This is a genomic window from Hymenobacter lucidus (assembly GCF_020447265.1).
In the GTDB taxonomy this organism is placed as follows: domain Bacteria; phylum Bacteroidota; class Bacteroidia; order Cytophagales; family Hymenobacteraceae; genus Hymenobacter; species Hymenobacter lucidus.
Genome location: NZ_JAJADR010000002.1, coordinates 628196 through 654613, shown reverse-complemented (window position 1 = coordinate 654613; position 26418 = coordinate 628196). Strand labels below are relative to the sequence as shown.

22 protein-coding genes and 1 tRNA gene are annotated in these 26418 nt (G+C 61.5%); 12 read left to right on the top strand and 11 right to left on the bottom strand.

The features are described from left to right. Positions 1-51: 51 nt before the first annotated feature. A complete protein-coding gene (locus LGH74_RS09540) occupies positions 52-1395 on the bottom strand; it encodes a dicarboxylate/amino acid:cation symporter (protein WP_226175052.1) in 1344 nt (447 codons plus the stop codon). Between the two features lie 307 nt (positions 1396-1702). Between LGH74_RS09540 and LGH74_RS09535 the strand changes: the two genes are divergently transcribed. The 6 genes from LGH74_RS09535 (at position 1703) to LGH74_RS09510 (ending at position 9228) form a co-directional block, all read left to right on the top strand. Further along, entirely contained in the window at positions 1703-2548 is an 846-nt protein-coding gene (locus LGH74_RS09535) for a universal stress protein (RefSeq protein ID WP_226175050.1), read from the top strand. 178 nt (positions 2549-2726) lie between these two features. After that, positions 2727-5057: an RCC1 domain-containing protein gene (locus LGH74_RS09530; protein WP_226175048.1), complete on the top strand. Its 2331-nt coding sequence runs from the start codon at positions 2727-2729 to the stop codon at positions 5055-5057. Positions 5058-5163: 106 nt separating this feature from the next. Continuing rightward, the gene (locus LGH74_RS09525) at positions 5164-5904 is read left to right on the top strand and encodes a DUF4386 domain-containing protein (RefSeq protein WP_226175046.1); all 741 of its coding nucleotides are present in this window, start codon (positions 5164-5166) and stop codon (positions 5902-5904) included. 198 nt (positions 5905-6102) lie between these two features. Further along, the gene (locus tag LGH74_RS09520) at positions 6103-6945 is read left to right on the top strand and encodes an oxidoreductase (RefSeq protein WP_226175045.1); all 843 of its coding nucleotides are present in this window, start codon (positions 6103-6105) and stop codon (positions 6943-6945) included. Between the two features lie 326 nt (positions 6946-7271). Further along, a complete protein-coding gene (locus tag LGH74_RS09515) occupies positions 7272-9098 on the top strand; it encodes a 7TM diverse intracellular signaling domain-containing protein (RefSeq protein ID WP_226175043.1) in 1827 nt (608 codons plus the stop codon). Further along, positions 9073-9228, top strand: a complete 156-nt coding sequence (locus LGH74_RS09510) for a hypothetical protein (RefSeq protein WP_226175041.1) — start codon at positions 9073-9075, stop codon at positions 9226-9228. The genes LGH74_RS09515 and LGH74_RS09510 overlap by 26 nt, the downstream gene beginning before the upstream one ends. 108 nt (positions 9229-9336) lie before the next feature. Here the strand turns inward: LGH74_RS09510 and LGH74_RS09505 are convergent, their stop codons facing one another. The 3 genes from LGH74_RS09505 to LGH74_RS09495 all read right to left on the bottom strand — a co-directional run bounded on the left by LGH74_RS09505 (position 9337) and on the right by LGH74_RS09495 (position 12047). Continuing rightward, positions 9337-9753: a hypothetical protein gene (locus LGH74_RS09505; protein ID WP_226175039.1), complete on the bottom strand. Its 417-nt coding sequence runs from the start codon at positions 9751-9753 to the stop codon at positions 9337-9339. Positions 9754-9830: 77 nt separating this feature from the next. After that, the gene (locus tag LGH74_RS09500; protein ID WP_226175030.1) at positions 9831-10490 is read right to left on the bottom strand and encodes a helix-turn-helix domain-containing protein; all 660 of its coding nucleotides are present in this window, start codon (positions 10488-10490) and stop codon (positions 9831-9833) included. A 297-nt stretch (positions 10491-10787) separates the two neighbouring features. Next, a complete protein-coding gene (locus LGH74_RS09495) occupies positions 10788-12047 on the bottom strand; it encodes a hypothetical protein (protein WP_226175028.1) in 1260 nt (419 codons plus the stop codon). Positions 12048-12484: 437 nt separating this feature from the next. Between LGH74_RS09495 and LGH74_RS09490 the strand changes: the two genes are divergently transcribed. Then, the gene (locus LGH74_RS09490) at positions 12485-14251 is read left to right on the top strand and encodes a tail fiber domain-containing protein (protein ID WP_226175027.1); all 1767 of its coding nucleotides are present in this window, start codon (positions 12485-12487) and stop codon (positions 14249-14251) included. 139 nt (positions 14252-14390) lie between these two features. Here LGH74_RS09490 and LGH74_RS09485 read toward each other — a convergent pair whose 3' ends face one another. Next, positions 14391-15428, bottom strand: a complete 1038-nt coding sequence (locus tag LGH74_RS09485) for a hypothetical protein (RefSeq protein ID WP_226175025.1) — start codon at positions 15426-15428, stop codon at positions 14391-14393. Further along, positions 15361-16263 (bottom strand): glycosyltransferase, encoded by a 903-nt coding sequence (locus LGH74_RS09480; protein WP_226175023.1) that lies wholly within the window; start codon positions 16261-16263, stop codon positions 15361-15363. The genes LGH74_RS09485 and LGH74_RS09480 overlap by 68 nt, the downstream gene beginning before the upstream one ends. Positions 16264-17472: 1209 nt before the next feature. Between LGH74_RS09480 and LGH74_RS25015 the strand changes: the two genes are divergently transcribed. After that, positions 17473-19161: an OmpA family protein gene (locus LGH74_RS25015; RefSeq protein ID WP_284439290.1), complete on the top strand. Its 1689-nt coding sequence runs from the start codon at positions 17473-17475 to the stop codon at positions 19159-19161. A gap of 86 nt (positions 19162-19247) precedes the next feature. Here LGH74_RS25015 and LGH74_RS09465 read toward each other — a convergent pair whose 3' ends face one another. The 5 genes from LGH74_RS09465 to LGH74_RS09445 form a co-directional block, all read right to left on the bottom strand. Continuing rightward, positions 19248-19901 carry a beta/alpha barrel domain-containing protein gene (locus tag LGH74_RS09465; RefSeq protein WP_226175021.1) on the bottom strand — a complete coding sequence of 218 codons (654 nt, stop codon included), beginning with the start codon at positions 19899-19901 and terminating at the stop codon, positions 19248-19250. 195 nt (positions 19902-20096) lie between these two features. Further along, positions 20097-20178: transfer RNA gene (locus tag LGH74_RS09460), tRNA-Leu, on the bottom strand. An 18-nt stretch (positions 20179-20196) separates the two neighbouring features. After that, on the bottom strand, positions 20197-20733 hold the full coding sequence (hscB, locus tag LGH74_RS09455; RefSeq protein WP_226175019.1) for a Fe-S protein assembly co-chaperone HscB: 537 nt from the start codon (positions 20731-20733) through the stop codon (positions 20197-20199). Further along, positions 20733-21053: a putative quinol monooxygenase gene (locus tag LGH74_RS09450; protein WP_226175017.1), complete on the bottom strand. Its 321-nt coding sequence runs from the start codon at positions 21051-21053 to the stop codon at positions 20733-20735. The genes hscB and LGH74_RS09450 overlap by 1 nt, the downstream gene beginning before the upstream one ends. A gap of 133 nt (positions 21054-21186) precedes the next feature. Further along, a complete protein-coding gene (locus tag LGH74_RS09445; RefSeq protein ID WP_226175015.1) occupies positions 21187-21957 on the bottom strand; it encodes an SAM hydrolase/SAM-dependent halogenase family protein in 771 nt (256 codons plus the stop codon). A 134-nt stretch (positions 21958-22091) separates the two neighbouring features. On the opposite strand from LGH74_RS09445, the gene LGH74_RS09440 reads away from it, so the two are divergent. The 4 genes from LGH74_RS09440 (at position 22092) to LGH74_RS09425 (ending at position 26400) form a co-directional block, all read left to right on the top strand. Continuing rightward, positions 22092-23201: a PhoH family protein gene (locus LGH74_RS09440; protein ID WP_226175013.1), complete on the top strand. Its 1110-nt coding sequence runs from the start codon at positions 22092-22094 to the stop codon at positions 23199-23201. 119 nt (positions 23202-23320) lie between these two features. Further along, positions 23321-23770: a GNAT family N-acetyltransferase gene (locus tag LGH74_RS09435; protein WP_226175012.1), complete on the top strand. Its 450-nt coding sequence runs from the start codon at positions 23321-23323 to the stop codon at positions 23768-23770. Further along, the gene (locus LGH74_RS09430) at positions 23763-24035 is read left to right on the top strand and encodes a hypothetical protein (RefSeq protein WP_226175010.1); all 273 of its coding nucleotides are present in this window, start codon (positions 23763-23765) and stop codon (positions 24033-24035) included. The genes LGH74_RS09435 and LGH74_RS09430 overlap by 8 nt, the downstream gene beginning before the upstream one ends. A gap of 97 nt (positions 24036-24132) precedes the next feature. Beyond that, positions 24133-26400 carry a ComEC/Rec2 family competence protein gene (locus LGH74_RS09425; RefSeq protein ID WP_226175008.1) on the top strand — a complete coding sequence of 756 codons (2268 nt, stop codon included), beginning with the start codon at positions 24133-24135 and terminating at the stop codon, positions 26398-26400. Positions 26401-26418 lie beyond the last annotated feature (18 nt).

Sequence of the window (26418 nt, the reverse complement as noted above, 5' to 3'; positions counted from 1 at the left end):
TAAAACCGCTCGTGACGGGTGCAGTGGTAGAAAATGGCAGCAGTAGGCTGGCTAAGCCGGTTCGTTGGGCAAGGCCGTAGCGGAGCTGTTCGGCCGCGCGGTCAGCTCCAGATCCGACTCAGCCACCAGGCGGCCTTGCACGGCCAGTTGGTGCCGCGCCTCATCAAATTCGCCCTCACTCTTGGCAATAACCAGCGTGGCCACGCCATTGCCGATGACGTTGGTAATGGCCCGCGCCTCGCTCATAAACCGGTCGACGCCCAGCAGCAGCGCCACGCCTTCCACCGGAATGATTTTGGTAGCAGCCAGCGTGGAAGCCAGCACAATAAAGCCCGACCCGGTAACGCCCGCCGCGCCCTTGCTGGTCAGCATCAGAATGCCGATAAGCGTCAGCTCCTGGGTCAGGGAAAGCTCGATACCGAAGGCCTGGGCCAGGAAAATGGCGGCAATGGACAGGTAGATGGACGTGCCATCGAGGTTGAAGGAGTAGCCCGTAGGAATCACCAGGCCGGCCACCGAGCGGGAGCAGCCGTAGCGCTCCAGCTTGTCGATCATGCGGGGCAAAGCCGACTCCGATGACGAAGTGCCCAGCACCAGCAGAATTTCCTCTTTGATAAAGCCCAGAAAGCGCCACAGGCTCAGCCCGTAATAGCGCATAATAGCGTTCAGAACCCCAAAAATGAATAGGAACATCGTCAGGTATACCACCAGCATCAGCTTGCCCAGCGGCAGCAGCGTGGCCAGCCCGTACTTGCCGATGGTGAAGGCCATGCCCCCGAACGCGCCCAATGGAGCCAGCTTCATGACCAGCCCCAGCACGGCAAACATGGCGTGCGACAACCGCTCAAAGGTCCCAATCAGGGGCTGGCTGTAGGAGACCGGAATGCGGCCCAGGGCCATACCAAAGAGCACCGCGAAGAGCAGCACCTGCAGCACGTCGCCCTCGGCAAACGCACCCACTACGCTGTGCGGCACTACGTGGGTGAAAAACTCCACCCAGTTCATTTCCCCAGCCTGGGCCGTGTATTTCGAGGCTTCGGCGGCCTGGGCGGCCGTTTGGGTGGCCACCGAGGCCCGGGCATCCACGCCCGCGCCGGGGTGGGTGAGGTTGGCCGCCGTGATGCCGATAACTAGGGCCAGCGTCGTTACGATTTCGAAGTAAAGCAGGGCCTTGCCGCCCACACGCCCCACCTTTTTCAAGTCGCCCATGCCCCCAATGCCCAGCACCACCGTCAGGAAGATGATGGGCGCGATGAGCATTTTAATCAGGTTGATAAACGTGTCGCCGATGGGCTTCAGGGCCGCGCCAAAGGCCGGAAACAGCGCCCCGACCGTAACGCCCAGCGCAATGGCCGTGAGTACCTGAAACGTGAGGTTGGAAGTGAGTTTTTTCATAGCGAGGTAGTGCGGCAGCTACCCAAAGGTATAGCCGTTGCGACTATTAGCTGGCCACCGGCGAAAACGGTGGCTTGGAAAAAGGGCTGGGTGGAGCTGGCAAGGAGGCTGCGCAGCGGGAAGCCTAGCTTTTTCATGGCACTGTTTATTTTTCCGGCTTTAGTTGTAATAATTATGGATTATATATATATTATCCGGGTTGATAACCGGATGTTACTGCTGCCAGCCACTCGTGCGTGGGGCAGCATGGCCGGGCTTCCGCTGGCAGCGGGTGACAAAGAAACAGGGCTCATTTACGTTCATTCTCATGAGAAACATTCTGGTTCCCACCGACTTTTCTCCCGCCGCGCACAACGCCTTTGAGGTAGCGTTGCGCCTGGCCCAGCGCACTGGCGGCCGCATCACGCTGTTGCACGTGGAAGAGCGTGGCGACACGCCCCACTTCAGCTCCTCTGGCGGCCGCATTGGGGGCGTCACGATGGAGGACGTGTTCATGCTTAAGTTTATGCAGAAAATTAAGCACCAGATGCACGAGCTGATGGCCGAGGGCCGCCGCATTGCCGAGGGCGTGCCGGTGCAGGATTTGCTGCGTACTTCCAGCGTCGTCAATTCTATCCTGGAGGTTATTGCCGAGCAGAAAATTGACCTGGTGGTGATGGGTGCGCAGGAACACAGCTCGTGGCAGCACTTTTTTGCGGGCTCCAATACCGAGAAGCTGGTGCGCCTGGCTCCGTGCCCGGTGCTCACCGTAAAACACCCCGAGCTGCAGTTCAACGTGCAGCACATCGTTTTTCCTTCCGACTTTTCCGCCGAGGCCGACCGGGCCGTGCCTGATCTGCAGCGGATTCAGGCCGTGTTTCCCGATGCCACGCTACACCTGCTCAAAGTGGTGCCCGACATCGACCAGTATGCCGAAGCAATGGCCCGGATTGAGGCCTTTGCCGAGCGCCACCACTTGGAGCACTGCGAGCCCGAGGTAATCGATGCAGCCGATGCGAGCGTGGGAATTCCGCTGTTTGCCCGGCAGGCCCACGCCGATCTGGTGGTGATGCCTACTCACGCCCACACCGGCCTGAGCCATTACCTACACCACAACGTGGCCGAAAATGTGGCCGTGCACGCCGCGCCGCCGGTACTTACTTTCCGGGTATAGCTCACCTAAGCTATTTGCCGACAAGCCGCCTGTTTCTGCGAACGGGCGGCTTGTCGTTTTTACTGCCCTACCAGCTGCAACAGGCATTATTATATTGAATCTGGGTAATAATCTATTTGCGTTTCATAATTATACTATTTGAATATATATTTGATCTTTCTGCTCTACATCCTGACCTATGCCAAAACACCTCTACACCTGTATTGCCACTTTTTGCCTTCTATTTCCGTTGCTGACTGCCGCGCAGGGGCGGCGCGCCGTCATCACCGCCAGTCAGTCGCACACGCTGGCCATCTACCCCGACGGCACCCTCTGGGCCTGGGGTGACAATAAATTCGGACAGCTCGGCATCGGCAACAAGCTCAGCGTGAGCAAGCCTGTACAAGTTGGTACCGACAACAGCTGGCTCACTGTCGTCACCGGGCCGGATCATACGCTGGCTATCCGCCAGGACGGCACGCTCTGGGCCTGGGGCAGCAATGCCAGCGGGCAGCTCGGTATCGGCACGCTGCCGGGGCGCTCGGCCACATTTGGCACCAGCCCTATGCAGGTAGGTAGTGAAACCGGCTGGGCGGCCGTGGCCGTGGGCACCAGCCACACGGTAGCGCTGCGCACCGACGGCAGCCTCTGGGCCTGGGGCGACAATAAATATGGGCAGCTCGGCAATGGCACCATGCACACCTACTATAGCCCCGTGCGCGTGGGCACTGGTACCACCTGGACCAAAATAGCGGCCGGCTCGGGCCATACCCTGGCCGTGCGGGCCGATGGTACCCTGTGGGCCTGGGGCAACAACGACAGCGGCCAGCTCGGCAACAACACCCAAGACAATTTCTCCGGCCCCTCGCAGGTCGATAAAAACACGAATTGGTCGGAGGTAGTGGCTGCTTCCGACCACACGCTGGCTTTGCGGACCGACGGCTCACTCTGGGGCTGGGGCAGCAACAAGAACGGCCAGCTCAGCAACGAAGTCACCAACAACAGCATCGTGCCGGTCCGGATTGCGCCGGGCACTACTTGGGCCCGCGTGGCTACCAGCGCCGGCCATTCGGTAGCGTTGGCCGCCAACGGCCCGCTCTGGTCGTGGGGCGAGAATGATTTTGGGCAGCTCGGCAACGGCAATACCGCCACTAACCTGGCGCCCACCCAGATTGGCAAGCCCAGCACCTGGAGCAGCGTGGCCGTGGGCTCGGAGCACACCGTGGCTCTGAATACCGATGGCAAACTCTGGGCCTGGGGCGACAACAGCGCCGGTCAGATTGGCTGCTCCGAATTGACCACGATTTCCGCCCCGGCACCCTACCAGGCCGGCGTTGCTGCCACGTGGGCCCGGGTGGTAGCGGGCACCGGCCACTCGCTGGGTTTGCGGCAGGATGGCACGCTTTGGGCCTGGGGCAACAACGAAAAAGGCCAGCTCGGCGACGGCACCACCACTAGCACCATCGAGCCCATCCGCATCGATACGGCTACTACCTGGGCCACGCTGGCCACGGCCAACCACACGCTGGCTCTGCGCCGCGACGGTACGCTCTGGGCCTGGGGCGACAATGGCAGCGGCCAGCTCGGCACCGGCAGCACTACGGCCAGCGCCAGTCCTGTCCGCATTGGCAGCGCCACCAACTGGGCCATGGTAGCGGCCGGCTCCAGCCATTCCATGGCCCTGCGCCAAGACGGTACGCTCTGGGGCTGGGGTTATAATGAGTACGGCGCCCTCGGCAACAACGGTACCACCAGCTCCCCGCTGCCAGTGCAGATTGATACCCTCAAAACCTGGGCAAAAGTAGCCGCCGGCTCCGACCATACCCTGGCCATCCGAACCGATGGTACGCTCTGGGCCTGGGGCAACAATGAGCACGGCCAGTTGGGCAACGGTGGCACAATGAAAAGCGTGGTACCGGTTCAGATTGGCAAAGAAGCCACCTGGGCCCTGGTTTCGGCCGGTGCCGGTCATTCCCTGGCCCTGCGCCAGGATGGCACGCTCTGGGCTTGGGGGCACAATGAGAAAGGACAGCTCGGCACCGGCACCGTCGTCAGCAGCCCGGTGCCGGTGCAGGTAGGTACCGCCACTACCTGGACGCGCATAGCAGCCGGGGCCACGCACTCGGCGGCCCTGCGCGCCAACGGCACGCTTTGGGCCTGGGGTGAGGGCACGGCCGGGCAGCTCGGCAGCACGTTTGGCAGCGCCATTGCCGGCAGCACCGTACCGCTCCAAATTAGCTTGGCCAAACCCTGCGCGGCTCTGGCCTCCGGCTGGAGCCACACCGTGGCTGTAGCTCAGGATGGCACGCTCTGGGGCTGGGGCGACAATGAGCACGGGCAGGTAGGCGCGTCGTACTTCACGGCCACGCCCATCCTGCTCAAAACCGAAGCTACACCCACGATGAATCTGGTGGCCAAAGTCACCACGGCCAGCCCGCTGGCAGGCAGCGCGGCCACGGCTTCCGTAAAGGCTCCTGCCAAGCCCAGTCTCAAAGCGGCCCCCCGCAGCCGCTCCGCCCACCGCCGGTAGGCGCGAGCTGGTCGGGCGAACCGTAATTCACCCCGCCGGAGTTTGCCATCCTGAGCTGGCTTATTCATTACCCGTTGAATTTCCAGCATCCTCCCAACTACTTGCCATGCCAGCCTCTGATGCACTTAGCCGGGACGAAGTGAGGGTGCCGAATTCCTCGCGCGCTGCCTTCAGAACCGGGCGGAAGGTTGGCATCCTGCTGTTGCTGCAGCTGGCGGCGGCTCTTACGCTACCCTTTATCCTGTCGAAATCCATAACGGTTGGCTCGCCGGCTTTCCTGACGGCGGTGGCTGAGAACTTCTGGCGGGTTCGGGCGGCAGTGCTGCTTTCTTTCGTCGGCTCCGGGCTAACGGTTTATCTGGGCGTCGCGGCATTTCCGGTACTGCGGCGCTACAGTCTATCGGTGGCACTCTGGTTCCTAGCCGTTTGTGCGGTTAGCTGTACCCTGGATGTGGTGCAGGCCGGCACCATTCTGTCGATGCTGGCTATCAGCAAAGCCTTCGTTACCTCTGGGGCCACCGAGGCGGGGCTGTACCAGGTGGTGGGGGCAGCGGTGGCGGCCGCCCGGCGCTCGGCTCATATTACGCAGCTGGTGGCTATTGGTGCTTGGTTGCTGGTGTTCTACATTGGGCTGTTCCGCTTTCGGCTGGTGCCGCGTGGGTTGGCGGTGCTGGGGCTGCTGGGCGTCACGTCGCAGTTCATTGGCGTAACCCTGATGATGCTGCTGGGGTATCCCTCCATCGGGCCCATGGCCATGCCATTGCTGCCAATTCAGATAGGAGTGGCCGTGTGGCTGATGGTGAAAGGCTTCAACGACTATCCGCCCGCTGCGCCGGAAGCTGAGTAAGAGCAACAGGGTAGGAGGGGTTTGTAAATCAGTGGCTTGGCTGCTGTGCCGCCAGCCCCGACGTCGTGGCCGCGCCGGGCTGCGGCTAGTACTGCCGCTGCTAATTCAGCTTTACACCAAACCTTCGACCGTCTGCGGGAGTTGAAACAGCCGGCCGGCGCGTGCCGGCGCGTATTCAACCGTATACACCACTAGCGAATGGCCACCACACCCAAAAACTGGTTTATTACCGGCGTCAGCACCGGATTCGGCGCGGCCCTGGCCGAGCTGTTGCTCGAAAAAGGCGACAACGTAGCGGCTACCTTCCGCAAGCAGGAGCAGGCCGATGCCTTCACCCAAAAAGCCGGCGCCCACGGCCGGGGCTTCGTTGTAGAAGTAACCGACGAAGCTCAGGTGAAGCAGGGCGTTGCCGACGCCATTGCCCATTTCGGCCACCTCGACGTTATCGTCAACAACGCTGGCTACGGCTCGTTGGGCAGCATCGAGGAAATCGACGCGGCCGAAGTGCAGCGTCAGTTCGACGTCAACGTGTTCGGACCCCTGCACGTGCTGCGGGCCGTGCTGCCCCACCTGCGCGAGCGGCGCAGCGGCCACGTGCTCAACATCACCAGCATCGGCGGCCTGAAAACTTTCCCCGGCGTGGGCGTCTACAACGCCAGCAAGTTTGCCCTCGAAGCCATTGGCGAAAGTCTGGCCCAGCAGGTTGCGCCGCTCGGCATCAAGGTTACCAATATTGAGCCCAGCGGCTTCCGCACCGAGTGGGCCGGCAGCTCGGCTACCTTCGCCGTTACCAAGATTGACGACTACCAGGCCACGGTGGGCGAAAACCTGAAGGGCATCCAGAGCTACAGCGGCCGCCAGCCCGGCGACCCGGCCCGCGCCGCCCAGATTATGTACGACCTGGTACGCCAGGAAAACCCGCCCCTGCATCTGCCCCTAGGCAAAGCCGCCGTGAAAGGCGCCCGCGAGAAGTTTGCCGGCCTGGTGAAAGAGCTGGAAGAAGTGGCCGCCATCGGCGACTCTGCCGATTTTCCGCAGTAGCCTGGCCGCTGCCCGGCACTTCGGGGCTGAGGCACCTCAGCCCCGAAGTGCCGGCTCGTATTATCCCCAACGTTTGAAAAGATTCGGCCCACGGGCCGAATCTTTTTTGTGGTGCCTAAGCCAGCTGGTAAGCCGCTGGCTCACGCCCGCGCCGCGTCGCCAGTTGCTACTGCCCACTGTTCGTGGCTGGCTGGCAGCTAATTAAGCGTAGCGCTTCCGTTATCTTTGCCTTTCTACACTGCCCCACGCCTCCTGCACCTCTTCTGCCCAACGCTTCCTCTGTGCTTAAACGACTATGCCTGTTGCTCCTCTGTTTGTGTGCAGGTATGCCGCACGTAGTGGCCCAGCCTGCCACGGCCGAGGCAGCTCCTGCTCATCTCGACCTGGTGCGGGTGGGCTTGCTGCCAGACCGGAATTACTCCTGGGATAAAATCCGCACCGATACGTCCCTCGTGTTTGGCAAGGTCGATTCGCTGCGGCTAACGCAGGGCCGCCGGTTCTGGCTGAAGCTGCAAGCCGTGAACCACAGTGGCTACTCCGAAGCTGCCCAGCTGCGGATTCTGCCCAACCTCGACAACACGCTCTTGTACTTCGATGAGGATGCTCGGACCTGGCAAACCCGGCGGGCCGGTATAGCCGTGGCCACGGACAGTCAGCGCATCAAAGGGAGGCTAGCGCTCCGGTTGCCGGCCCGCGCCACCACCACGTTCTACGTACTGATAGACCTGGGCCAGCGGGCCGTGTTGCCGGCTGCCGCGCAGTTGCGGGTAGTGCTGGAAAAGGAAGCTGAAGCCCTCAGTACGGAACGGTTTTTCGGTACCGCCTGGGCCGTGTCGCTGGCCGTGCTGCTGTTGCTGCTGCTCACCAACGTGCACGCCTACGCCCGCTTTCAGGACCGCACTACCCTGTACTACATCTGCACGCAGGTGGGCGCGGTGCTGTACCTTACGGCGTTCCGGGGCTTTTTCAAGGTGTGGTTTCCCACTCCCATCTTTAGCCTGATAGTGGTGCCCAGCGGCCTGAGCTACGGCTACACCTTCAACAACGTGCTCATGCACGTAAGCGTGGTACTGCTGCTCCTCGGCTTCGTGCAGATGACCCGCTCGTACCTACCCACCCAGGCCCGCCTGCCGCGCCTGGATGCCGGGCTGCGCTACGCGCTGAGGGGCTACTGCGCCTTTACGCTGGTAGTGGGAGCAGTCAACTTGAGTGGCTTTTATCTGAACCAATACACCCTGCTATTCGATAACCTCCTGGTGCTCGGGGTAATAAGCCTGCTGCTGGTAACGACTATCGTGGCCTACCGGCAACGGCTGCCACTGGCCCGCACCTACCTGCTGGCCAACGTGCTGCCCATGTTGTGTATCCTGCTGGAGGCAATGTACCACGTGGTAGTTGGCGTCGATAACAATGGCAACCTGCTGCTGCCCGATCTGGCCATCGTGTCGCACGCGCTGTGCTTTTCGGCCGCCATCAGCATCCGCCTCCAGAACCTGCAGCGCACCTTGCTGACCACGGAGCAGGAGGCCCGCTACCTGGCCCTGGATATTCAGGAGAAGGAGCTGCGCAACCGGGAAATCGTGCTCAAAAACAGCCACATCCAGGCAGCGCTGCTCGAGCTGCAGCGGCAGCAGCAGGCCCGCGAGCAGCACACCCGGCAGCTCAGCGCCGACAACGAGCAGCATCAGACCGCCAACCAGGACCTGCGCGAGCAGCTGGAAGCCAACCAGCGCGAGCTGGCTTCCACCACCCTGTACGTAACCCAGAAAAACGTCCTGCTGGCCGAGCTCAAGCAGCAGATTCAGGAGCTGAATACCCAAAGCCCGGCCACCCAAACCGAGCTGTCGGGCATCAAGTCCATTCTGCAAACCAACCTGTACCTGGATGAAGACTGGAGCAAGTTCAAGCTGCACTTCGAGCAGGTGCACCCGCGCTTCTTCGAGGAGTTACAGGCCAAGTACCCGGCCCTGACCAAGCACGAGCAGCGGCTCTATTGCTACTTCCACATCAACCTGGCCACCAAGGAAATTGCGGCTTTGCTCAACATTGACCCGGCCAGCGTGCGGCGGGCCAAAACCCGGCTCTACAAGAAGATGGCTGCCGCCGGCGGGCCGCCGCTACTCCCCGATGCCGGGGCGCCAGCAAAAGAATAACGGCCCGGAGCCCCTGCACGGGGCGGAATCCGCGCACCTAACCCCGCAGGTGCTGCTGCAAGCCCCGCCCACCGAGGCCGACCCGGTCCAGGACTTTACCACCCGGGAGTTTGCGGCCGGCCAGTGGTAGGCCCCTGCTGAACCAGGCCCCGCGCCCGCAGCCGGCCCCCGGTGGGCGCGTAGCAAAAAGGCCGCCCCGGTACTCCGGGGCGGCCTTTTTTGGGACACTAGCGGCGGGCTAGCTGGTCAGGGTGGCGCGGTGGGCCGTGACCTTGGCAATGAAGTCCTCGATAAATGGCACCTGGATATCGACCAGGCCGCTCTCGGCCTCGGCCTCAAGGAGCACCTCGGGGCCCTGCTGGCCCTGGCGGGCCAGCAGCGTGTCGCGTCGGTCGGTGCTGGTGCGCAGTTCGTTGACTTGTTTGTCGCGGTTCTTGCCGGCGAGCAGGGTTGGAATCACCGGGGTCATGGCCGTGATGTAGGCATTCAGGGAGGCCAGCTCGGAGGTGTCGTTGGTAGCCGAGGTGGTCAGGTTACCGGTGCGGCGGCCGGTTTGGGCATCGTGGTAGGTAAGCAGGCCAAGCTTGGCGGTGGCGTAGGCCAGTACGGCGTCGCACTGGGCCCGGGTGGTGAGCAAATGCAGAGAGTAATCCATGAGAAACGTAGTGTTAAAAAGATAGAAGGAAATAACAATACCGCGTGAGTACCCGCCGGCTTCTAAAGCTACACTTCCTACTCCGAAAACTCACCCATAGCCGCCGTAAGTTCCTGGATTTCTGCGTCGAGGCCGGCCAGGCGGGCGCGGGCCAGGGCGGCGGCCGCCGGGGGCAAGGGGGGCGTGGTAGCGGCCAGGCGCAGGGCCAGCCCCTGGAGCCAGTGCGTGTCGCGGGCCGCGTCGGGAGTGGCCTGCGGGTAGGGCGGCAGCGGCCGGGCCGGGCCGCCGGGGGCCAGCCAGTCGGGCTGGGGTAGGGGAGCGGCCAGCAGCGGCCCCAGCACCCGCACGGCCCACTGGCGGCGCTGGTGCCGCTGCTGGCCGGGCTGGCGCTGCTGCCCTATCTGGTAGGCCAGGTCGGTGCGCAGCCACTGGCAGCGGGCCAGGCGCTGGCGCAGGGCGGCCAGGCCCTCGGCAGCCTCGGCCCGTTCGGCGGCGGGAGCCTCGTCGTCTGTGAAGGCCGGGGCCCCAGGGCCGTGGCCGTCGGGCGGGGGCAGCTGGCGGGCCAGCACTTGCAGGCGCTGATCAGGGCCGGGCCCGAGCTGCTTGCGGCCGGCCTCCACGCGGGCCAACTGTTGCTGGCTCACGCCCACGAAGGCGGCCAGCTCGACCTGGGTTAGGCCAAAGTGCCGACGCACGGCGGCGGCCAGGGTGTTGGAAGGATAGGCGCGGCGCGACATGGGCAGGTGGGGTGTTGGGTGTAAACAAATAAAAATAAATTCGATTACACCCAAGCCACATGGTAGCGGCTGGGTGTAATCGAATTTATTTTTATTTGTTTACACCCAGCCAGTTGCCCTTGTCAAAGGGCGGTACGTGGTGCGCGCCAACCCACAACGTGCTATAGCTTCTGTTTTCGGAGCGGCCAGCAACAATACAAAAAAAGCGTTCCGGCTTATCGCCGGAACGCTCTAGAAAATGGGGTGGGGCCCGGGCAGCCGGGTGGGGTTTACCCGCCAGAGGCTGCCTGGGGCCACTCAGAAGCTGAAGTCGCGCGGCTCCCCGGCCAGCTCCCGGCCGCGCAGAATAAACTTGGGCTGGTAGGTTTCTTCCTCGGCCCAGTTCACCTCGGCAAAGGGGGGACGCTTGCCGTATGTTTTTGGCCCCGTAAGGGGCAGGCCCAACGCGCGGTTTTGCTCCTCCTCCTGCCACACGTCGGTCAGCACCTCGGCCAGCTGGTGGCCCCAGGCCCGCATCCCGGCCGCGACCACCGCTTGCCGCCAGTCGGCGTGGGCGGCGATGGGCCAGGGGTGCGCCTGGTGTTCCAGCGCCTTCTCTATCCAGAGAGTGGCCTCAAATAGGTAGCCATGGCGGCGGCGCTCATCCTGGCGGCTGGCCTCGTACCAGCGCAGCAGGCGGGGCAAGTCGGCAGCATCTTCAAACTGCCGAAAATATGGGGTGAGGTCGTCGCGGTGCAGGAAGAGGGGGTGCCACGGCAGCGAGGCGGCCATGTCGCCGCGGGCCCGCTGAGCGGCCAGCTTCGCCTCTTTATCGGCTTCGGTAAGCCCGATGTAGTAGGCCTCTTTTTCGCCGCGCACATCGGGCAGCGTCAGCAGCAGGTTCTCGCCGGTGGCTTCGTTGTGATACTGATACCAGGCGGGCAGGGCGCGGTACGCCTGTTTCGTAGCGGCCTCATAGCCGTCGTCGCCATCCTCCTCATCGGCGGTGGCATGGTCGCCTCCTTCGGCAGTGCGCCGGAACTGGCGGTAGTTCTGCCAGGCACAGTTATGGTTGGGTACGTAGTGGTCGGAGCGCAGATACGACTCGTACAGGGCCACCTCGTCGGCCGTGACGGGCGGCAGCCACGGGCAATGGTCGATGTACTTTTCCCACTGCCGGAATTCCTCGGTGTGGCGCACGCCGGGGAGCGTAATCTGCTCAGCCCGCCAGCGGCACTGCAAATCGAATAGCTTTTTCTGCTGAATCTCCCACAGGTCGTGGGCCGCTGCCTCGCGAATCTCGACGAAGCGCGACCCTGCGTGCTTCAACAGAAACGGCCCTTTAATGAAAGCGGCGGCTTTGGCGCTGGCATAAAGGCTCACGACGAACGACTCACTTTGGGCGAGGTAGGGGGCCATGGCTTCTTTCAGAGCGGGATGGGCCCGCAGCTCGGCCGCAAACAGGCGTCCGAGCGCATCCAGGTCGGGCTTGGTCTGGGCCGCTTTAATGTAAGCGGCCCGGGCCTCGGGCGTGGTAGGCAACTCGGGTTCGGCCGCCGGGGAGTTCAACTCTTCCATATTCAATTCAAAGTAATAGGTAGCAGATAGTATCCTCCCAAAGTAGTAGTTATCCGGCAGAAATCAGGGCTGGCAGGAGTAGGGGGCAGCGGCAGTAGCCAGCAGTATAGGCGGCTTGTGCGCCCCGACAGCGGCAACTTAGGTGTTGGGTGGAGTGGGGAAGCTTGCGGCACGGCGTGGAAAGAAGAAAAATAAGCGCCTAGCAGCTAGTGGCTTACAAAAGCTGTCTACACTTTGTCTACGCTCCCTTTTAGGAAACAGCGTGGGGGCGGGGGCAAGTTTGTAGCCGCTGGGGCTGGTCGGCCACCACCCCAGCCTCCCGGGTTGCTCGGCCACCGCTCTAGCTGGAGCGGGTGGCCCACCGGCGCCAGAGGTTAGCCCTCGGTGCCGGTGGGCCGCAGGGCCTGGGCTCCTTCCTACTTCCTTTCTCCCCACCTATGCAACACCGCTACCTCCTCATGCCCCTGGCGGCCCTGCTGCTGGCTGCTGCCCCCGGTGCCCGGGCCCAGACCACGCCCGGCGGGGTGCGCATCGGCACGGCCGGTGCGCCCCATGCCGCCGCCATCCTCGACCTCGACGCCTCGGGCAAGGGCCTCCTCATTCCGCGCATGGACTCCCTCACGCGCACCAGCATCAGCGCGCCGCCCGATGGCCTTATGGTATTTCAGACCAACGGCCGGGCCGGTTTCTGGTACGCCATGAGCAGCACCTGGCTTTTCCTGCCCGACAAGGCCCGCAGCGGCAACGGCAGTACCACGACCGACAACCTGGGCAACCACGTCGCCACCCAGAACCTCAACCTGAACGGCAACAAACTGGTGGGCGGCACCACGGCCCGCGCCATCCGCGGCGGCCTCGCCCTCAACGGCAACGGCCTGCTCACCGTGGGTGCCCCCCGCGTGGCTGCCGACTCCACCAACCGCTACGGAGTGCGCCTAACCGATATTGACCAGGACGTAGTCATCACCTCCGACCAGGGCAAAGGCAACTCGACGCCCGCCGTTACCGGGGCCGGCGACCGGCTGATGTGGCTCTCGTACTATAGCGCCTTCCGGGCCGGCGGCGTCACCAGCGACCGGTGGAACGCTACGGCTGCGGGAAGCAGCAGCGTCGCTATCGGCAACTACTCGGCGGCCTTCGGCCTCGACAACCAGGCCAGCAGCCTCTACTCCACCGCCTTCGGCTGGAACAACCGGATGCGCAACAGTGAGGGCACGCTGGTCACGGGCAACAACAACGACATCGTGCAGTCCTTCTACGGGCTAGTAATGGGCGCGCGCAACTCTCCCAAAGGCTGGTACAACCTGATCGGCGGCTACCAGAACAAGGTCCTGGGGTCCACGCTCGCCAACTACTCCGCCGCCGCGGGCGCGTATGTCCCAAACTGGCCCCCGTCCCTGTCGTTCGGGCAGGGCTGCTACTCCCGCTCCAGTCGGGGCAACACCTACACCCTGGGCTACTACGCCCGCACCCGCGGCTACTACGGCAGCTTCGTTTTTGCCGACATGTCGCCGATACTTGACGGCTCGCCCTCCGACCGCCAGCAGGATTCGGTGTACAGCACCAACTACAACCAGTTTACGGCCCGCTTTGCCGGGGGCTACCGCCTCTTCACCACTGTGGCCACCCGCCCCGACCCTGCCGGAGTAACGGCCCTGGGTACGCCTATGGGCGTGGAGCTGACGCCCGGCAGCAACGCTTGGTCGGTGATTTCCGACTCCACCAAGAAAGAGCGGGTGGTACTGGCCGACGGCAACCGGTTCCTGGCCCGCATCAACCGCATGCGCCTGGGCTCCTGGAACTACCTCGGCCAGAGCCCCGACACCATGCGCCACTACGGCCCCATGGCCCAGGACTTCTACCAGGCCTTCGGCCACGACGGGGTGGGCCGCAGCGGCAATCAGACCAGCATCAACCAAGCCGACTTCGACGGGGTGAACCTCATTGCCATTCAGGCCCTTTACCGCCGCGTGCTGCTGCTAGAAACCGAAAACGCCCGCCAGCAGCAGCAGCTTCAGCAGCTGCGAACTGCTGCCCCGGCCGGCCCCGCTGCCACCCCGGCCGCCGAGCTGGCCGAACTACGCCACCAGCATGCTGCCCTGCAGGCTCGTGCTTCCCAGGCCGACGCCGACCACGCCGCCCTGCTGACGCTGCAGGCCCAGGTGGCCCGCCTGCTGGCCGAGCAGCCTACTGCTCACAAGTAAGTAGCTGCTCCGGCCCTACTGTTCTAGGCATTGGGAGCAGTAAAGAGGGCCTGCTGGCCAGGGGGGGGCACCTGGGCCATTGCTAGCCCTGATTCGCTGCTCCAGGCTTCTGAGGGTGGCCAAGCAGCTACTCAGAGCATTATTGGGTCAGCGCCTGGTAGCGGGCCAGAGCTTCGAGGCAGAAGCTGGTGGTCATTTCCTCGGAGCCCCAGCCCACTGCCTTCTTAGGCCCACCGTAGTAGAGCAGCCAGCGTGGCCAGTTGCCGGTAGGGAGTTGCGCCTGCAGAATGTAGCGCACGGCCGCTTCCAGCTCGGGAGGGCTGCTGCGCATATTCAGCAGGCTGCACACGGCCCAGGCCGTATCGGCCAGGGTTTCGCCGAGGCGGCCGTCGGGCTTGGCCTGGGCCAGAATGCGGGTGATGATAGGTTCCCGCAGCGGCTCGAGCTTGGTGATACCGACGTAGTAGTTGCGCGTGAAGAAGTAGTAGACGGCAAATGGGTCCCGGTACCATAGGTCGCAGTCGTGCTCCTGGTTTTCGGCAATGATGCGCAGCAGGTACCCAATGACGGGCTGGGTTTGGGGAACATCGCCCAGATAGTACAGCACGTTGGCATTCACCACGCCATCTACATCGTTGCGGTTAGCCTCTACTGCGCGCCAAAATACCAGACTCTGAATAGGCTGTAGCAGCTCCCGCACCGTTATCTGCCAGAAAGTGCGGCTGGGAATCCAGCGCAGCCGCATCACAAACCACGTGTAAAAAAGCCCCGCCTCGTTGCGGTTAACCATAAATAATGGCGCGTTGCTGGGCACCGGACAGTTGATGCCGCGGGCGCGCAACAGGGCCGAGGCGCAGGCCGTGTCGTCGGCATCAAGCGGGCAAATCCGGCGCAGCCAGTGATTGTTAGAGTAATGATTCCACAGCCCGCCATAGTTCATTTCATTGCGCACAAACCGCGTAACCTTCGTCAGCATTTCGTCGGCGAGTGGGTTTTCGGCCACGTGCAGCAAACAATGGCTCATGAGCAGCGTCGGAAACAGGGCGTTGTCGGCAGAAATCCAGGCCTGCATCGGACTATCACCCGCCGTGTAGGCCACAAACTGCCCGTCATGCAGCTGGCGCTGGTGCAGAAATGCTAAGGCCTGCTCTACTGCCTGATTGATAAGATGTTGCACTGCGTATAGTCAACAGCTTATGCGCCAGGAGTTCTGTGGCGTTAACCGGCACCAGAGCCCGAACCTGCCGGGCTGCTTCGGCCCCTATCTGCGGCCAGCGGCTGCGAGCTGCCCAGCTGCGTTCCAACGCTTCATTCAGGGCTTGAAAAGTGGAGCCGGCTGCCAGAAAGCCGGTTTTGTTGTCGTCCAGTAGCTCAGCAATACCGCCCGCATCGGCCGCAATAACCGGCCGGCCTGAGAGCATAGCCTCTACCATCACCAGAGGCAGGCCCTCGTAGCGGGAGGGAAGTAAAAGTGCGTGGTGTGTTTGCCAGACCTGGGCAATATCGGCCACGTGCCTAACGAAGCTAACCTGCGCCTCCAGCTCCAGAAAGCTGACCATGCCATGGATGGCTGCTTCGTCGGGGCCAGACCCATAGAATGTGAGGTGAACCGCCCGCTGCCGCCACTGGTCCTGGGCCAGTACCTGCAACAATACGTCCTGACCCTTGTCCGACAGAAACAAGCGGCCCACGCACGCCAGGCGGGTGATGCCATCGGTAGAGGCTGGCCAGGCTAGCTCACCCTGGAAAGGTACATTGTATGGATTCCGGACTACTTCGGCACCTGGCAGCACCAAGCCCAACTGCAGCTGCGTGAGCTCAAGATTGTGCTTCGACACAAAAAGGCTGCGCCGGGCGGCCTGATAAACCTGCTGCACCAACTGACGCTCAAACAGCTGCGGAACCGCCGAGTTGGTCGCTTTGTGGTAGAGCAGCACATAAGCGAATCCGGCGCGGCGGTACACGTCGGCAAATCGGTAGCCGTCGTAGTTAGAACCCTGGGAAATAAGCACCAGATCGGGTTGAAGCCTGCGTAATGCCCGCCGTAAAACGTTCATTACCAATGAGTCGCTAGTCGATTGCCGGCGTGAGGGCAGCAGGCGGTTGGTGAGGCGGCGTAGCAGTGAAACCGATGGCGCCAGCTCAGTAGTGCCCGCCCCCGCCGTCCGCAACCCTATCAACCGTGGGTGCTGAGCATGCACATTGGTTTTAAAAGTATGCACCGTATGCCCTGCCTGGGCCAGCAACAGGGCCGTGCCCGCCCAAAGTTCTTCACTGCCACCCCACTCGCCGGTGCAGGAACTGATAAATGCTATACGTAACGATTGAGTAGAACTAGGTACTGCTGAACGAGGCACGAAACAGGTAAAAATAAGGCGGCAAACAGGAAAACAGACGTAAGAATCAACGCAGGCGGTTAGCCTAAGCTGAACAGAAATAGTTTCAAATATACCTCCGCCTTACCGAATAACTTGCTTTAGTAACACTATAAAATCGATAAGCCCTATTCTACTAGCTATACGGCCGCTGTACAGTAGCTTGTGGCGTAAGGGGAGACACTCCAGATAAACTACTAATGGGCTGCTGAACCAACAGAAGGAAACTTGCGCAAACCAAAAAGCGGCCGGAGCACTATGCTCCGGCCGCTTTTTATTAAATCTGAAAATAGTAGCAGATACAGAATAATACGAGAGGGAATAAATATTTAAGCTGCTTGCCTCCCACCCGGAGGAAGTGCTGTCAATAATTTAGGTGCAAGTTTACCAGGCTTTGCCGCAGGAGCGGGCCGCTCTGCTCGAAGCGCAGTACGGCACCCCAACGGGGGGGCGGTAACTACAGCCCGAGCAGGCCGCCCAAATCATACAAATAGGGAAGGAGCATTGCCGGACTTTGGGCGGGGCGTAGCCGGCCGCAGCGACGCAGCGACGTACAGCAGGTAGCGTTTCAGCAAGTGTTTCATGGCTACAGAGTTTGCTTGAGTGATTTACTGGTGCAAAGGTGCCACTGCTATGTTACCTGAGTATTCTGCTTCCATCAAGAATAGATTATCGGTGCCGGCGCGGCGCCGTCGTTGTTGCTGGTCGATAGAAATTATGCTGGCCTGCTAGTTAAAGGCGTGGGCTAAAGCAGAAATAAGTGTATTATTAAGTTGCTTCCGTGGAACAGCAGGTAAGCCCGTATACCCATTGCCGGATAGTTTGCCCTATGTACTGCCGCCCCCGATGAAACACTTGCTCCTCAACTTCCGACTGCTGCTGACCGGATTTTTCCTGCTGGCGCTTTATCAGCCCATTCTGGGCCAAACGCCCGAACGCCGCACCAGCGTCGGCCTGCTGGTTAGTGGCCTGCAGTACAAGGGCGACTTCGGCTCCGATTTCTGGAAGACCGACAACATCAAAATTGCGCCCGGCCTGGCCATCAATCAGTACCTTTTTCGCGGCCTCGACCTCAATAGCCAGATATTCTACGGCGAGCTGACCGGACGACGCAATGCCAATAACTATTTTGCCACCACGCTGATCAACATCAATCTGGGCTTCAAGCTCAAGCTCAACAACGGCTGGGCGCTTAAGGAAAATGCGTTTTTTCAGCCCTACCTGCTGGCCTCCTCCGGCTGGACGTATACAAGCCAGGCGGTCCGGCGCGACAGTATCACCCGCCTCGATATCAACAAAGGCTATGTCGACCTGTTTACGGCGGCCGGTATCAACTTCCGGCTGGGCGGTGGCGTCAGCTTGTTTGTGCAAAGCGGTCAGCACTTGCCGCTCAATGCCAACCTCGACGGCACGGCTGAACTGGTGACGCCGCGGTGGGCCGACCGGTTTCTGCAGCATACCGTGGGCCTGACATTTAACATGGGCCAAGCTCTCGATATGGACGAGGACGGCGTGGCCGACCGACTCGATAAGTGCCCCGGCACGCCCCAGGGAGTGGCCGTAAACGAAAGCGGCTGCCCGCTGGATGGTGACCTAGACGGCGTACCCGACTACCTCGATGCCTGCGCCACTGAAGCCGGCTCGGCCGAGTCGCGCGGGTGCCCCGATAAAGACAACGACGGCGTAACCGACCAGGAAGACAGCTGCCCCGATGCCGCCGGCCCGCCCGAGCTGCGCGGCTGCCCCGACGCCGACAGCGACGGTATCACCGATGCGGAAGACAAATGCCCGGATACCACCGCCGGCACTACCGTCGATTTCACCGGCTGCCCCATCCCGAACGATTCGACGGCTGCTCCCGCTGCTACGCCCGCGCCTAATACTCCGGATTCGGATGGCGACGGCGTGCTCAATGCCCAGGACCGCTGCCCCAACAGTGCCGGCCCAGCCAGCAACGGCGGCTGCCCCGAAATTGTGAGTGCGGTGCGGCAGAAGCTGCGCGAAGCCACCAAATCCATCCGCTTCGAGCTGAACAAAGCGGTGCTGCTGCCCTCCTCGTATCCCACGCTCGATGCCATGGTGCCGGTGCTAGCCGAGTACCCCGACTATTCGCTGAGCATTGCCGGCCACACCGACAGTAAGGGGCCGGCGGCGTTCAACCTGGCTTTGTCGCGGGAAAGAGCCGCCGCTGCGCGTCGCTACCTGCTGGAGAAAGGAGTAGCAGAAAACCGCATCGACATGCGCGGCTACGGTGCGCGCCACCCCATTGCCAGCAATACCACCGAAGCCGGCCGCGCCCGTAACCGCCGCGTCGAGTTCGATCTGTTCGTGAGTTCCGGCCCGAATTCGGCTCAGGCAAAATATGGAGTGGAGCCCACAGCCGCCAGCCTGAAAGCAGCCGCAGTCAAAAAAGCTCCAGCTAAGAAAAAATTGCAGAAAGCCCCAGCCCGCAAACCGGCTGCGTCAAAAACGAAAGCTGCCCCGAAGTCCAAGTCTACCAAGGCGCCCGTTCGTCGTAAGGTCCAGTCTTGGTAGTAGGGTGGCAACGCTGGTGCTGCTTGTATTAGGCTTGCTGTTCACTTAGGTTAGAGAAAACAACCTTCTGCGCCGGGCGCTGCTGGCTAAACCACTTCGGGCTTCATAGCTGCCAGTAACTGCCGTACCTGTGCGGTTAGCGCGGCCGGGTCGTCAGTTTTCAGCAGCCGGGAATCCACGCCTACGCAGGTTGCGCCGGCCTGCATCCAGGCCGCTACGGCCTCCGGGGTGGGCTGAATGCCGCCGGTGACCATAAAGCGCACCTGCGGCAAGGGGCCGCGGACAGCTTTCAGGTAATCGGGGCCCAGCACGCTGGCAGGAAACAGCTTGGCAAAAGCTGCCCCCAATTGCTCGGCCTGGTAAATTTCGTTGAGCGTAGAAACGCCGGGCAGCCAAGCCAGGTCCTGCTGCTGGCACAGCCGGGCTACATCCGCTCCGATAATAGGCTGCACGATGTAGTCGGCGCCGGCCGCAATAAACCGCTCGGCTTCCTCTACCGTGTAAATAGTGCCAGCCCCGAGCAGCAGATCTGGGTACTCGGCCTCCACGAACTGCTGCAAGTCGGCGAAGATGTTAAAGGCATTGGGCCCGCGGTTGGTAAACTCGAAGAGCCGCACACCGCCTTCGTAACAGGCCTGTAGCACGCGCCGGGCATACGGGCCTTCGGAGTGGTAAAAAACGGGAATCAACGGGCTCAGCAATGCCTGAGTAACGGCATCGGCGCGGGTAAAACGGGCCATATAAATCGGAAGGGAAGAAATGAAATCAGTGGCACAGCGGGTGCAACCTCTGGGGTAGTACGGTTTCTTCACTCCGGATGGTTGAGTGGGGCGGGTTCAAAAAATCTAAACCAAGACACCAAAAAACATAAAAGCGGCCTTCCCGATTGCTCAGAAAGGCCGCTTTACGGCTGAGAAGTTTTCACCTTCCCAAAGTACCCGGAGCCGGAATCGAACCGGCATATCTCTCGATATCGGTGTTTGAGACCGACGCGTCTACCAGTTCCGCCATCCGGGCGTTTTCCGTTCCCACGACTCAGGAACGGGTTGCAAACTTAGCGAGACTTTCGTGAATACGCAACAAATACCGCTTTTTGAGATAATATGTGCGAATCTGCTGCAGGGCCTGGGGGCGCACGTCGGCGGGGAGGCCCTCATAGCCAGCCAGAACCGGCGCAATGCCCGCGTCGAGCGTGTCGGTCAGGGCCTGGGTTTCGTGCTCCACGCGCTGCACGGCTGCCGGGTCGGGCTCAAACTCCAGTTCCATCAGCTGCTCGTTGAGCTCCATTACCTCCATTAGAAAATCCGGGGGCAGCTCCTGCTTGCCTTCCTCCAATAGCCCGTGCCGGTGCAGGATGTAGGCCATGCGCTGGTCGGGGTCGGAGAGGGTGCGGTAGGCGTTGGTATTGCGCGTGGCCAGCTGTAATATCTCCTGCTGCCGCTCGGGCGCGGCCGTGGCGTGGAAGTCGGGGTGGTACTCGCGGCTGAGGGCGTAGTATTTGCTTTTCAGGGCGGCCGCGTCGGGCTGGAAGCTTTCGGGCAGGCCGTAGAATTCGAAGTAGTCGGTTGTCATTAGGTAGTGGGCAGGGAGGGGGTGGTAGGCTCCACACTGGCCGGGTATACGGAAAAAGCCAGGGGCGGGGCCGCAAACAGCGCCTTGGTAGCCGGCCACACCTGCCCAAACAGCGCCGAGTGGCGGTAAGCATCCAGGTCGGCGGCCGAGTCCCAGTGGCTGTGGGTGCAGTAGATGTTGGACGCGTCGGCATCCTGCCACAGTTCTAAGTGGCGGCAGCCGGGCATATTCCGGATTTGATTTTCCGAGTCCCGGAATATGGCCAGGAAATCGGCTACCCGTCCGGGCTGCAGCGTCAGGCGCACAATGCGAATCAGCATGAAATATAATGGGTTAAGACGGAAAAAGGCTTAGCTGACAGAATGACCTTAATTACTTAACATAATAAATAAACGATTAATAAAGCCTGTTTCCAGCTCAATAAACGGGTTTTTGCCGACAAAAGCCAACGGCTTAGCCTTCCGCCGGGAAGCGGATATCGACCTGTGAATCGAAGTAGAGACCCAGCAGCTCGGCAGCGTTGCCCTGGTTGACGCCGATGCACAGGCGGCCCTGGCTGTTGAAGATGCAGACTGCGTCACCAGGGTCGGCGGCCTGGAAGTGAGGGACAATGTCGCGCACGGTTTCGCGGGCGAAGTGAATGGTGCAGGGCCGGTTGCGGCCGATAACCTCCAGGGCCGTGCGGCTGATGTTGGTAATCAGGTTGCCGTAGTGGTCGACGTGGATGACGTGGCCGGTGATGCGGTTGTCCTGCAGGCGCAGCTGCCGGTTCAGAAGCTGGTAGGAGTCGGTGGCGGCGGGGCCGAGGTCGGTGAGCAGGCCGCCCTGGGCCAGATGCACGGCGGCCGGGGCCAGTATGTCGCGGGTAGGCGAGGAGGTAGACGGCGCGGGCAGCTTCACTATTTCATCGGCCTTGCCATCGGTGAGCAATGCCAGCAGGCCGTTGTTGGCCGCCACGAAATAATGGTCCTCGAAGAGCGCCGCCTGCCAGCTGCCCTTGCTGCCGCCGTGGTCGTTCACTCCGATGAGGTGCACCGTGCCCTTGGGAAAGTCTCGAAATACGGAATCGAGAACGTGAAGGGCGTGCGCGATGTTAAAGGGTTCGACAGCGTGGCTGATGTCCAGAACCGGTTGGGTGGGCGCCAGCTGCATAATCCGTGCTTTCACGGCGGCCACGTAATGGTCGCGGTAGCCAAAGTCGGACAGAAACGTAATCAGCCCCATGCCGGAATTTCTCAGTTATTCGTACTATTGTTTACCCTGCTTTAGGGGCGGCAAAAGTAGGCGATTTGGGCGGAACCAGCCGCCCTTTTGCCATCATCATTCTCTAACTCTCTCAGCTTAAAAGCAACTACAGTTTGGTCGAGAAAATCATCACGCTCGAAAACGTCTCTCTTGTCGAATTCCTTGGACCCGACAACCAGAACATCCGCCAGCTGGCCGCGGCCTTTCCCGGCAGCAAAATCATTTCGCGAGGCAACGAAATCAAGATTCAGGGACAGACGTCCGTAATTGCCAGGATCAACGAAATCCTGTCGTCCCTAATCGAGCATTATCACCAATTCGGACAAATCACCGACAAAACCGTTTCCCAGTACCTGGCCTCGGCTGACGACGAGCTGGAAGAGCGGCAGATTGCCATGACCTCGCCCGCCGACGTTATCGTGTTCGGGGCCAAGGGCGGCGTTATCAAGGCCAAAACGCCCAACCAGCAGAAGCTGGTGGATGCCGTCATGAAAAACGACCTGGTCTTTGCCCTCGGGCCGGCCGGTACCGGCAAAACCTACATTTCGGTGGCCCTGGCCGTGCGGGCGTTGAAAAATAAGGAGGTCAAGAAGATCATCATCTCCCGCCCGGTGGTAGAAGCCGGTGAAAGCCTGGGCTTTTTGCCGGGCGACATGAAGGAAAAGGTTGACCCGTATCTGCGCCCGATTTACGACGCGCTGGAAGACATGATTCCGCCGGAAAAGCTGAAGTTCTACCAGGAAAACAAGATCATCGAAATTGCCCCGCTGGCCTACATGCGCGGCCGTACGCTCAACAACGCCTTCGTGCTGCTCGACGAGGCCCAAAACACTACGCCTTCGCAGCTGAAGATGTTTCTGACCCGCATGGGCCCCATGGCGAAGGTGATGGTGAACGGTGACCGAAGCCAGATTGATTTGCCCACCAAGCAGAAATCAGGTTTGATGCAGGCCCTGGACATCCTCAAGGATGTGCGCGGCATCGGCTTCGTGGAAATGACGGCCGACGACGTGGTGCGCCACCGCCTGGTAAAGGAAATCGTGGTGGCCTACGACCGCCACGACATCAAGGAGCAGCGTGACCAGGCCAACCGGCCCGTGCGCGAGGCCCGGCCCTACCGCTCGGGCCCCATCCAGGCGCCCGACCCGGCCCGTCACCCCGACGCCCGCCCCGAGGATGACGGCATGAGTAACCTGCCCGTCAACCACGAGCAGCAGCTGTAAGCTGGCCGTTTCGAGTAGTAAAGAACGAACCACCTGCGTTGCGGGTGGTTCTTTTGTTTCCCGGCCGCTGGCCTTACTTTGTATGTCACTTACCTGCCTGCCCCCAGGCCTTGTCACTTATGATTACCGCTGAACCCGTTTCCGACCTGCGCGACCTTGACGCCGCCTTTACCATCCGTGAAACCGTATTCGTGCACGAGCAGGGCGTGCCCGCCGACGCCGAATACGACCTTCACGACCGGACCGATGCCCGCCACTACCTGGCCCGCGCCGCCGACGGCACGCCCTGCGGCGCCGCCCGCTGGCGCACCACTGAGAATGGGGTGAAACTAGAGCGGTTTGCCGTGCTCCAGGAGTTTCGCAACCAAGCCGTGGGCAGCGTGCTGCTGAAACGGGTGCTACTCGATGTGCAGCAGAAACACCCCGAAGCCACTGTGTACCTGAACGCCCAGCTGCGGGCCATTCCGTTCTACGAGCGGCACGGCTTCAGCAAAGTCGGGGACCAGTTTACGGAGTGCGACATTGAGCATTTTAAGATGGTGTGGAGCAAGCCGCAGGGCAATGCCTGAGGACCTGGCCAGCACCGTAAAGCGCGGGCTAACTACGTGGCTGCCAGTGGTGGACGCTTTCTTCCTGGTGCCGGTGTATGGCCTGAGCGCTCTAGCTGGCATTATTGGCCAGGTGCTGCTACTAGCTTTGACGGCTCACCAGATTATCAGGCGGGAAGGAGAGGTTGGCAAAACCACTGCGGCTACCTGGTTCTTTCTGCTGGCGGTTACTATTCTGATACCTCTGTCGGCAATGATGTGGCTTTTTCGCGACCTTGGGTTGTAACAGTTCCGCGTATCAGCAAGCGGGGCTACTAACTGCGGATTAGTTTGAGTATACTTGGTGCGTTAAGCATTATTGTTAGTTACTCTGCTATTCCGTTATGATACAATGGGCACCCTATGCCTTTGTACGCCTGTTTCTGGCCTTGGCCGCCGGCGTGCTGACCTACCTCTACTTCGGCGCTGAGTTACCGGATCTGCGCTGGGCGCTGGCGAGTCTCACGCTGCTGTTTATTGGAGTGCAAACCTGGGCCAACCGTCAGCCCACGCCCGGCCCAACGGATGCGGCGGGGCTGCTAGCTATGCTGTGCCTGTTCGTGGCCGGTCTCACGCTCACCCAGCAGGCCACCGAAAAGCGCCAGCCCCAGCACCTGAGCCAATTGAGCGGCCCCATCGAGTTCTACCGCGCCGTGGTAGACGACTATACCGTGGTGCGGCCCGCTACGTACGCTACCACCGTGCGCGTGTCGGCGGTGCGCATTGCGGGGCAGTGGCGGGTGGCGTTGGGTGGTATTCGGGTGTCGGTACCGCGCGACTCGGGCGTGGCCGCGCCCCGCTACGGCGACGTCTGGCTGGTGCGTGGCGGACCCGCGCCGGCTAAAGCCCCGCTCAACCCCGGCGAGTTTGACTACCGCCGCTACCTGGGCTACCACCAGGTGTATCACCAGCAGTTCATTCACGCCGACCAGTACCGCCTGCTGGACGTTCAGCCGCCGAGCTATCTGAAGGCCGTCAGTATGCGGGCGGCCCGGGTGCTGGATGGCGTTTTTAGACAGTACGTAAAGGAAAAACGGGAATATGCCCTGGCCTCGGCCCTGGTGCTGGGCATCAAGGATGAAGTGGATCAGGATACCAAGCAGGCCTACGCTAACACGGGCACGACGCATATCATGGCCGTTTCGGGCCTGCAGGTAGGGTTGCTCTTCACCCTCGTGACGGTTAGCCTGAAGCGGTTTTTTGGCGCCACGCCGGGCTTCCGGTTCTGGTCGGCGGGTGTGGGGCTGGCCGTCATCTGGAGCTATGCTTTTCTGACGGGCCTGTCGGCTTCAGTGCTGCGGGCGGCCGTCATGTTCAGCTTTATTATTGTGGCCAGGGCTACCGGCCGGCAGAGCAATATGTACAACACGCTGGCCGTAGCCGCCTTTTGCCTGCTCTGCTACGACCCGTATCTGCTGGCCGATGTGGGCTTTCAGCTCAGCTTTCTGGCTGTACTTAGTATCGTGTACCTCCAGCCCCAAATTGCCGCCTGGTTCGATTTCAAGGATAAAGCCGCCGACCGCATCCGCCCGTGGCAGCCGAAAGCGGTGCAGAAATCCTGGAAAGCGGCCGGTTGGGTGGCCGACTGGATATGGCAGGCTACGGCGCTGTCGTTGGCGGCGCAGGTGGCCACGTTCCCGCTGGGCTTGTTTTACTTTCATCAGTTTCCGCTCAGCTTTCTGGCCTCCAACCTGGTGGCCGTGCCCATTTCCTCGGTGGCGGTGTACGTGGGCATTGCCTTGCTGGCGGCCAAAGGGGTAGTAGCGTGCATCGGGTTGTTTGTGCCGGCTACGGTGCTGAACGTTCTCGACTGGCTGCCCCAAAGTATTGCCTGGGTTTTCGAGAAGATGATTCTTGCCTTCAACGAATACATCTTCTGGATTGGCCGCACCATGCCCGAGGCCCTCATCAAAAACGTGCACGTTACCCCACCCCAGGCCTGGCTTATTTTCGGTATCATCCTGGCGCTGCTCACGTTTGTGGCCGTCAAGCGGCTGCCGTGGTTGGGCGTGGCCTGCACGCTCATGGCCTTGCTTGCCGGTAGCCGCGTGTGGGCCGCCCGCGCCCTCACTACCAATGAAGAGCTGGTCATCTATAGTATTCCGCGCCGCTCGGTGTGCGGGTTCTGGCAGGGCGCGGCGGCTCATATCGTCACCGTCGATTCGCTGCCGCTCTCTGAAACCGAGCGTACCTACCGCATCGTGCCCGGCATTATTCAGCGCGAGGCCCGGCAGGTGGTTTACCACACCGGCTGGCAGCAGGCGCCCATGCCCACGGCTCAGCCCACGCCCCACGTAGCCGTAGCGGTGTGGCGCGGCATCCGGCTGGCTTTTGTAGCTGGCAAGGTGGATGATGCTAAGGCTGCCAGCCCCGTCGATGTAATTGTGCTGCGGCGCAATGCCTGGGTGAAACCCAATGAGTTAGCTCAGCTGTTCGGAAAAAAAGCGAAGGTTATTTTCGATTCCTCCTGCAAATCGTGGTACGTGCTGCGGCAAGATTCGCTGCTGCAAGCTGCTGGCTTTCAGACGCATGATGTTACCAGTAAAGGCGCGTTCATCATCCGGCCCCGCCCACTCACGGGCTCTACAGCCGCACTAGTCGAAACCGAATAGGCTCGTTACTCGCTATAT

Coding starts and splice junctions, on each gene's coding strand:
- LGH74_RS09540 (WP_226175052.1), bottom strand. CDS start 1,395: ATGAAAAAACTCACTTCCAACCTCACGTTTCAGGTACTCACGGCCATT.
- LGH74_RS09535 (WP_226175050.1), top strand. CDS start 1,703: ATGAGAAACATTCTGGTTCCCACCGACTTTTCTCCCGCCGCGCACAAC.
- LGH74_RS09530 (WP_226175048.1), top strand. CDS start 2,727: ATGCCAAAACACCTCTACACCTGTATTGCCACTTTTTGCCTTCTATTT.
- LGH74_RS09525 (WP_226175046.1), top strand. CDS start 5,164: ATGCCAGCCTCTGATGCACTTAGCCGGGACGAAGTGAGGGTGCCGAAT.
- LGH74_RS09520 (WP_226175045.1), top strand. CDS start 6,103: ATGGCCACCACACCCAAAAACTGGTTTATTACCGGCGTCAGCACCGGA.
- LGH74_RS09515 (WP_226175043.1), top strand. CDS start 7,272: ATGCCGCACGTAGTGGCCCAGCCTGCCACGGCCGAGGCAGCTCCTGCT.
- LGH74_RS09510 (WP_226175041.1), top strand. CDS start 9,073: ATGCCGGGGCGCCAGCAAAAGAATAACGGCCCGGAGCCCCTGCACGGG.
- LGH74_RS09505 (WP_226175039.1), bottom strand. CDS start 9,753: ATGGATTACTCTCTGCATTTGCTCACCACCCGGGCCCAGTGCGACGCC.
- LGH74_RS09500 (WP_226175030.1), bottom strand. CDS start 10,490: ATGTCGCGCCGCGCCTATCCTTCCAACACCCTGGCCGCCGCCGTGCGT.
- LGH74_RS09495 (WP_226175028.1), bottom strand. CDS start 12,047: ATGGAAGAGTTGAACTCCCCGGCGGCCGAACCCGAGTTGCCTACCACG.
- LGH74_RS09490 (WP_226175027.1), top strand. CDS start 12,485: ATGCAACACCGCTACCTCCTCATGCCCCTGGCGGCCCTGCTGCTGGCT.
- LGH74_RS25015 (WP_284439290.1), top strand. CDS start 17,473: ATGAAACACTTGCTCCTCAACTTCCGACTGCTGCTGACCGGATTTTTC.
- LGH74_RS09465 (WP_226175021.1), bottom strand. CDS start 19,901: ATGGCCCGTTTTACCCGCGCCGATGCCGTTACTCAGGCATTGCTGAGC.
- hscB (WP_226175019.1), bottom strand. CDS start 20,733: ATGACAACCGACTACTTCGAATTCTACGGCCTGCCCGAAAGCTTCCAG.
- LGH74_RS09450 (WP_226175017.1), bottom strand. CDS start 21,053: ATGCTGATTCGCATTGTGCGCCTGACGCTGCAGCCCGGACGGGTAGCC.
- LGH74_RS09445 (WP_226175015.1), bottom strand. CDS start 21,957: ATGGGGCTGATTACGTTTCTGTCCGACTTTGGCTACCGCGACCATTAC.
- LGH74_RS09435 (WP_226175012.1), top strand. CDS start 23,321: ATGATTACCGCTGAACCCGTTTCCGACCTGCGCGACCTTGACGCCGCC.
- LGH74_RS09430 (WP_226175010.1), top strand. CDS start 23,763: ATGCCTGAGGACCTGGCCAGCACCGTAAAGCGCGGGCTAACTACGTGG.
- LGH74_RS09425 (WP_226175008.1), top strand. CDS start 24,133: ATGATACAATGGGCACCCTATGCCTTTGTACGCCTGTTTCTGGCCTTG.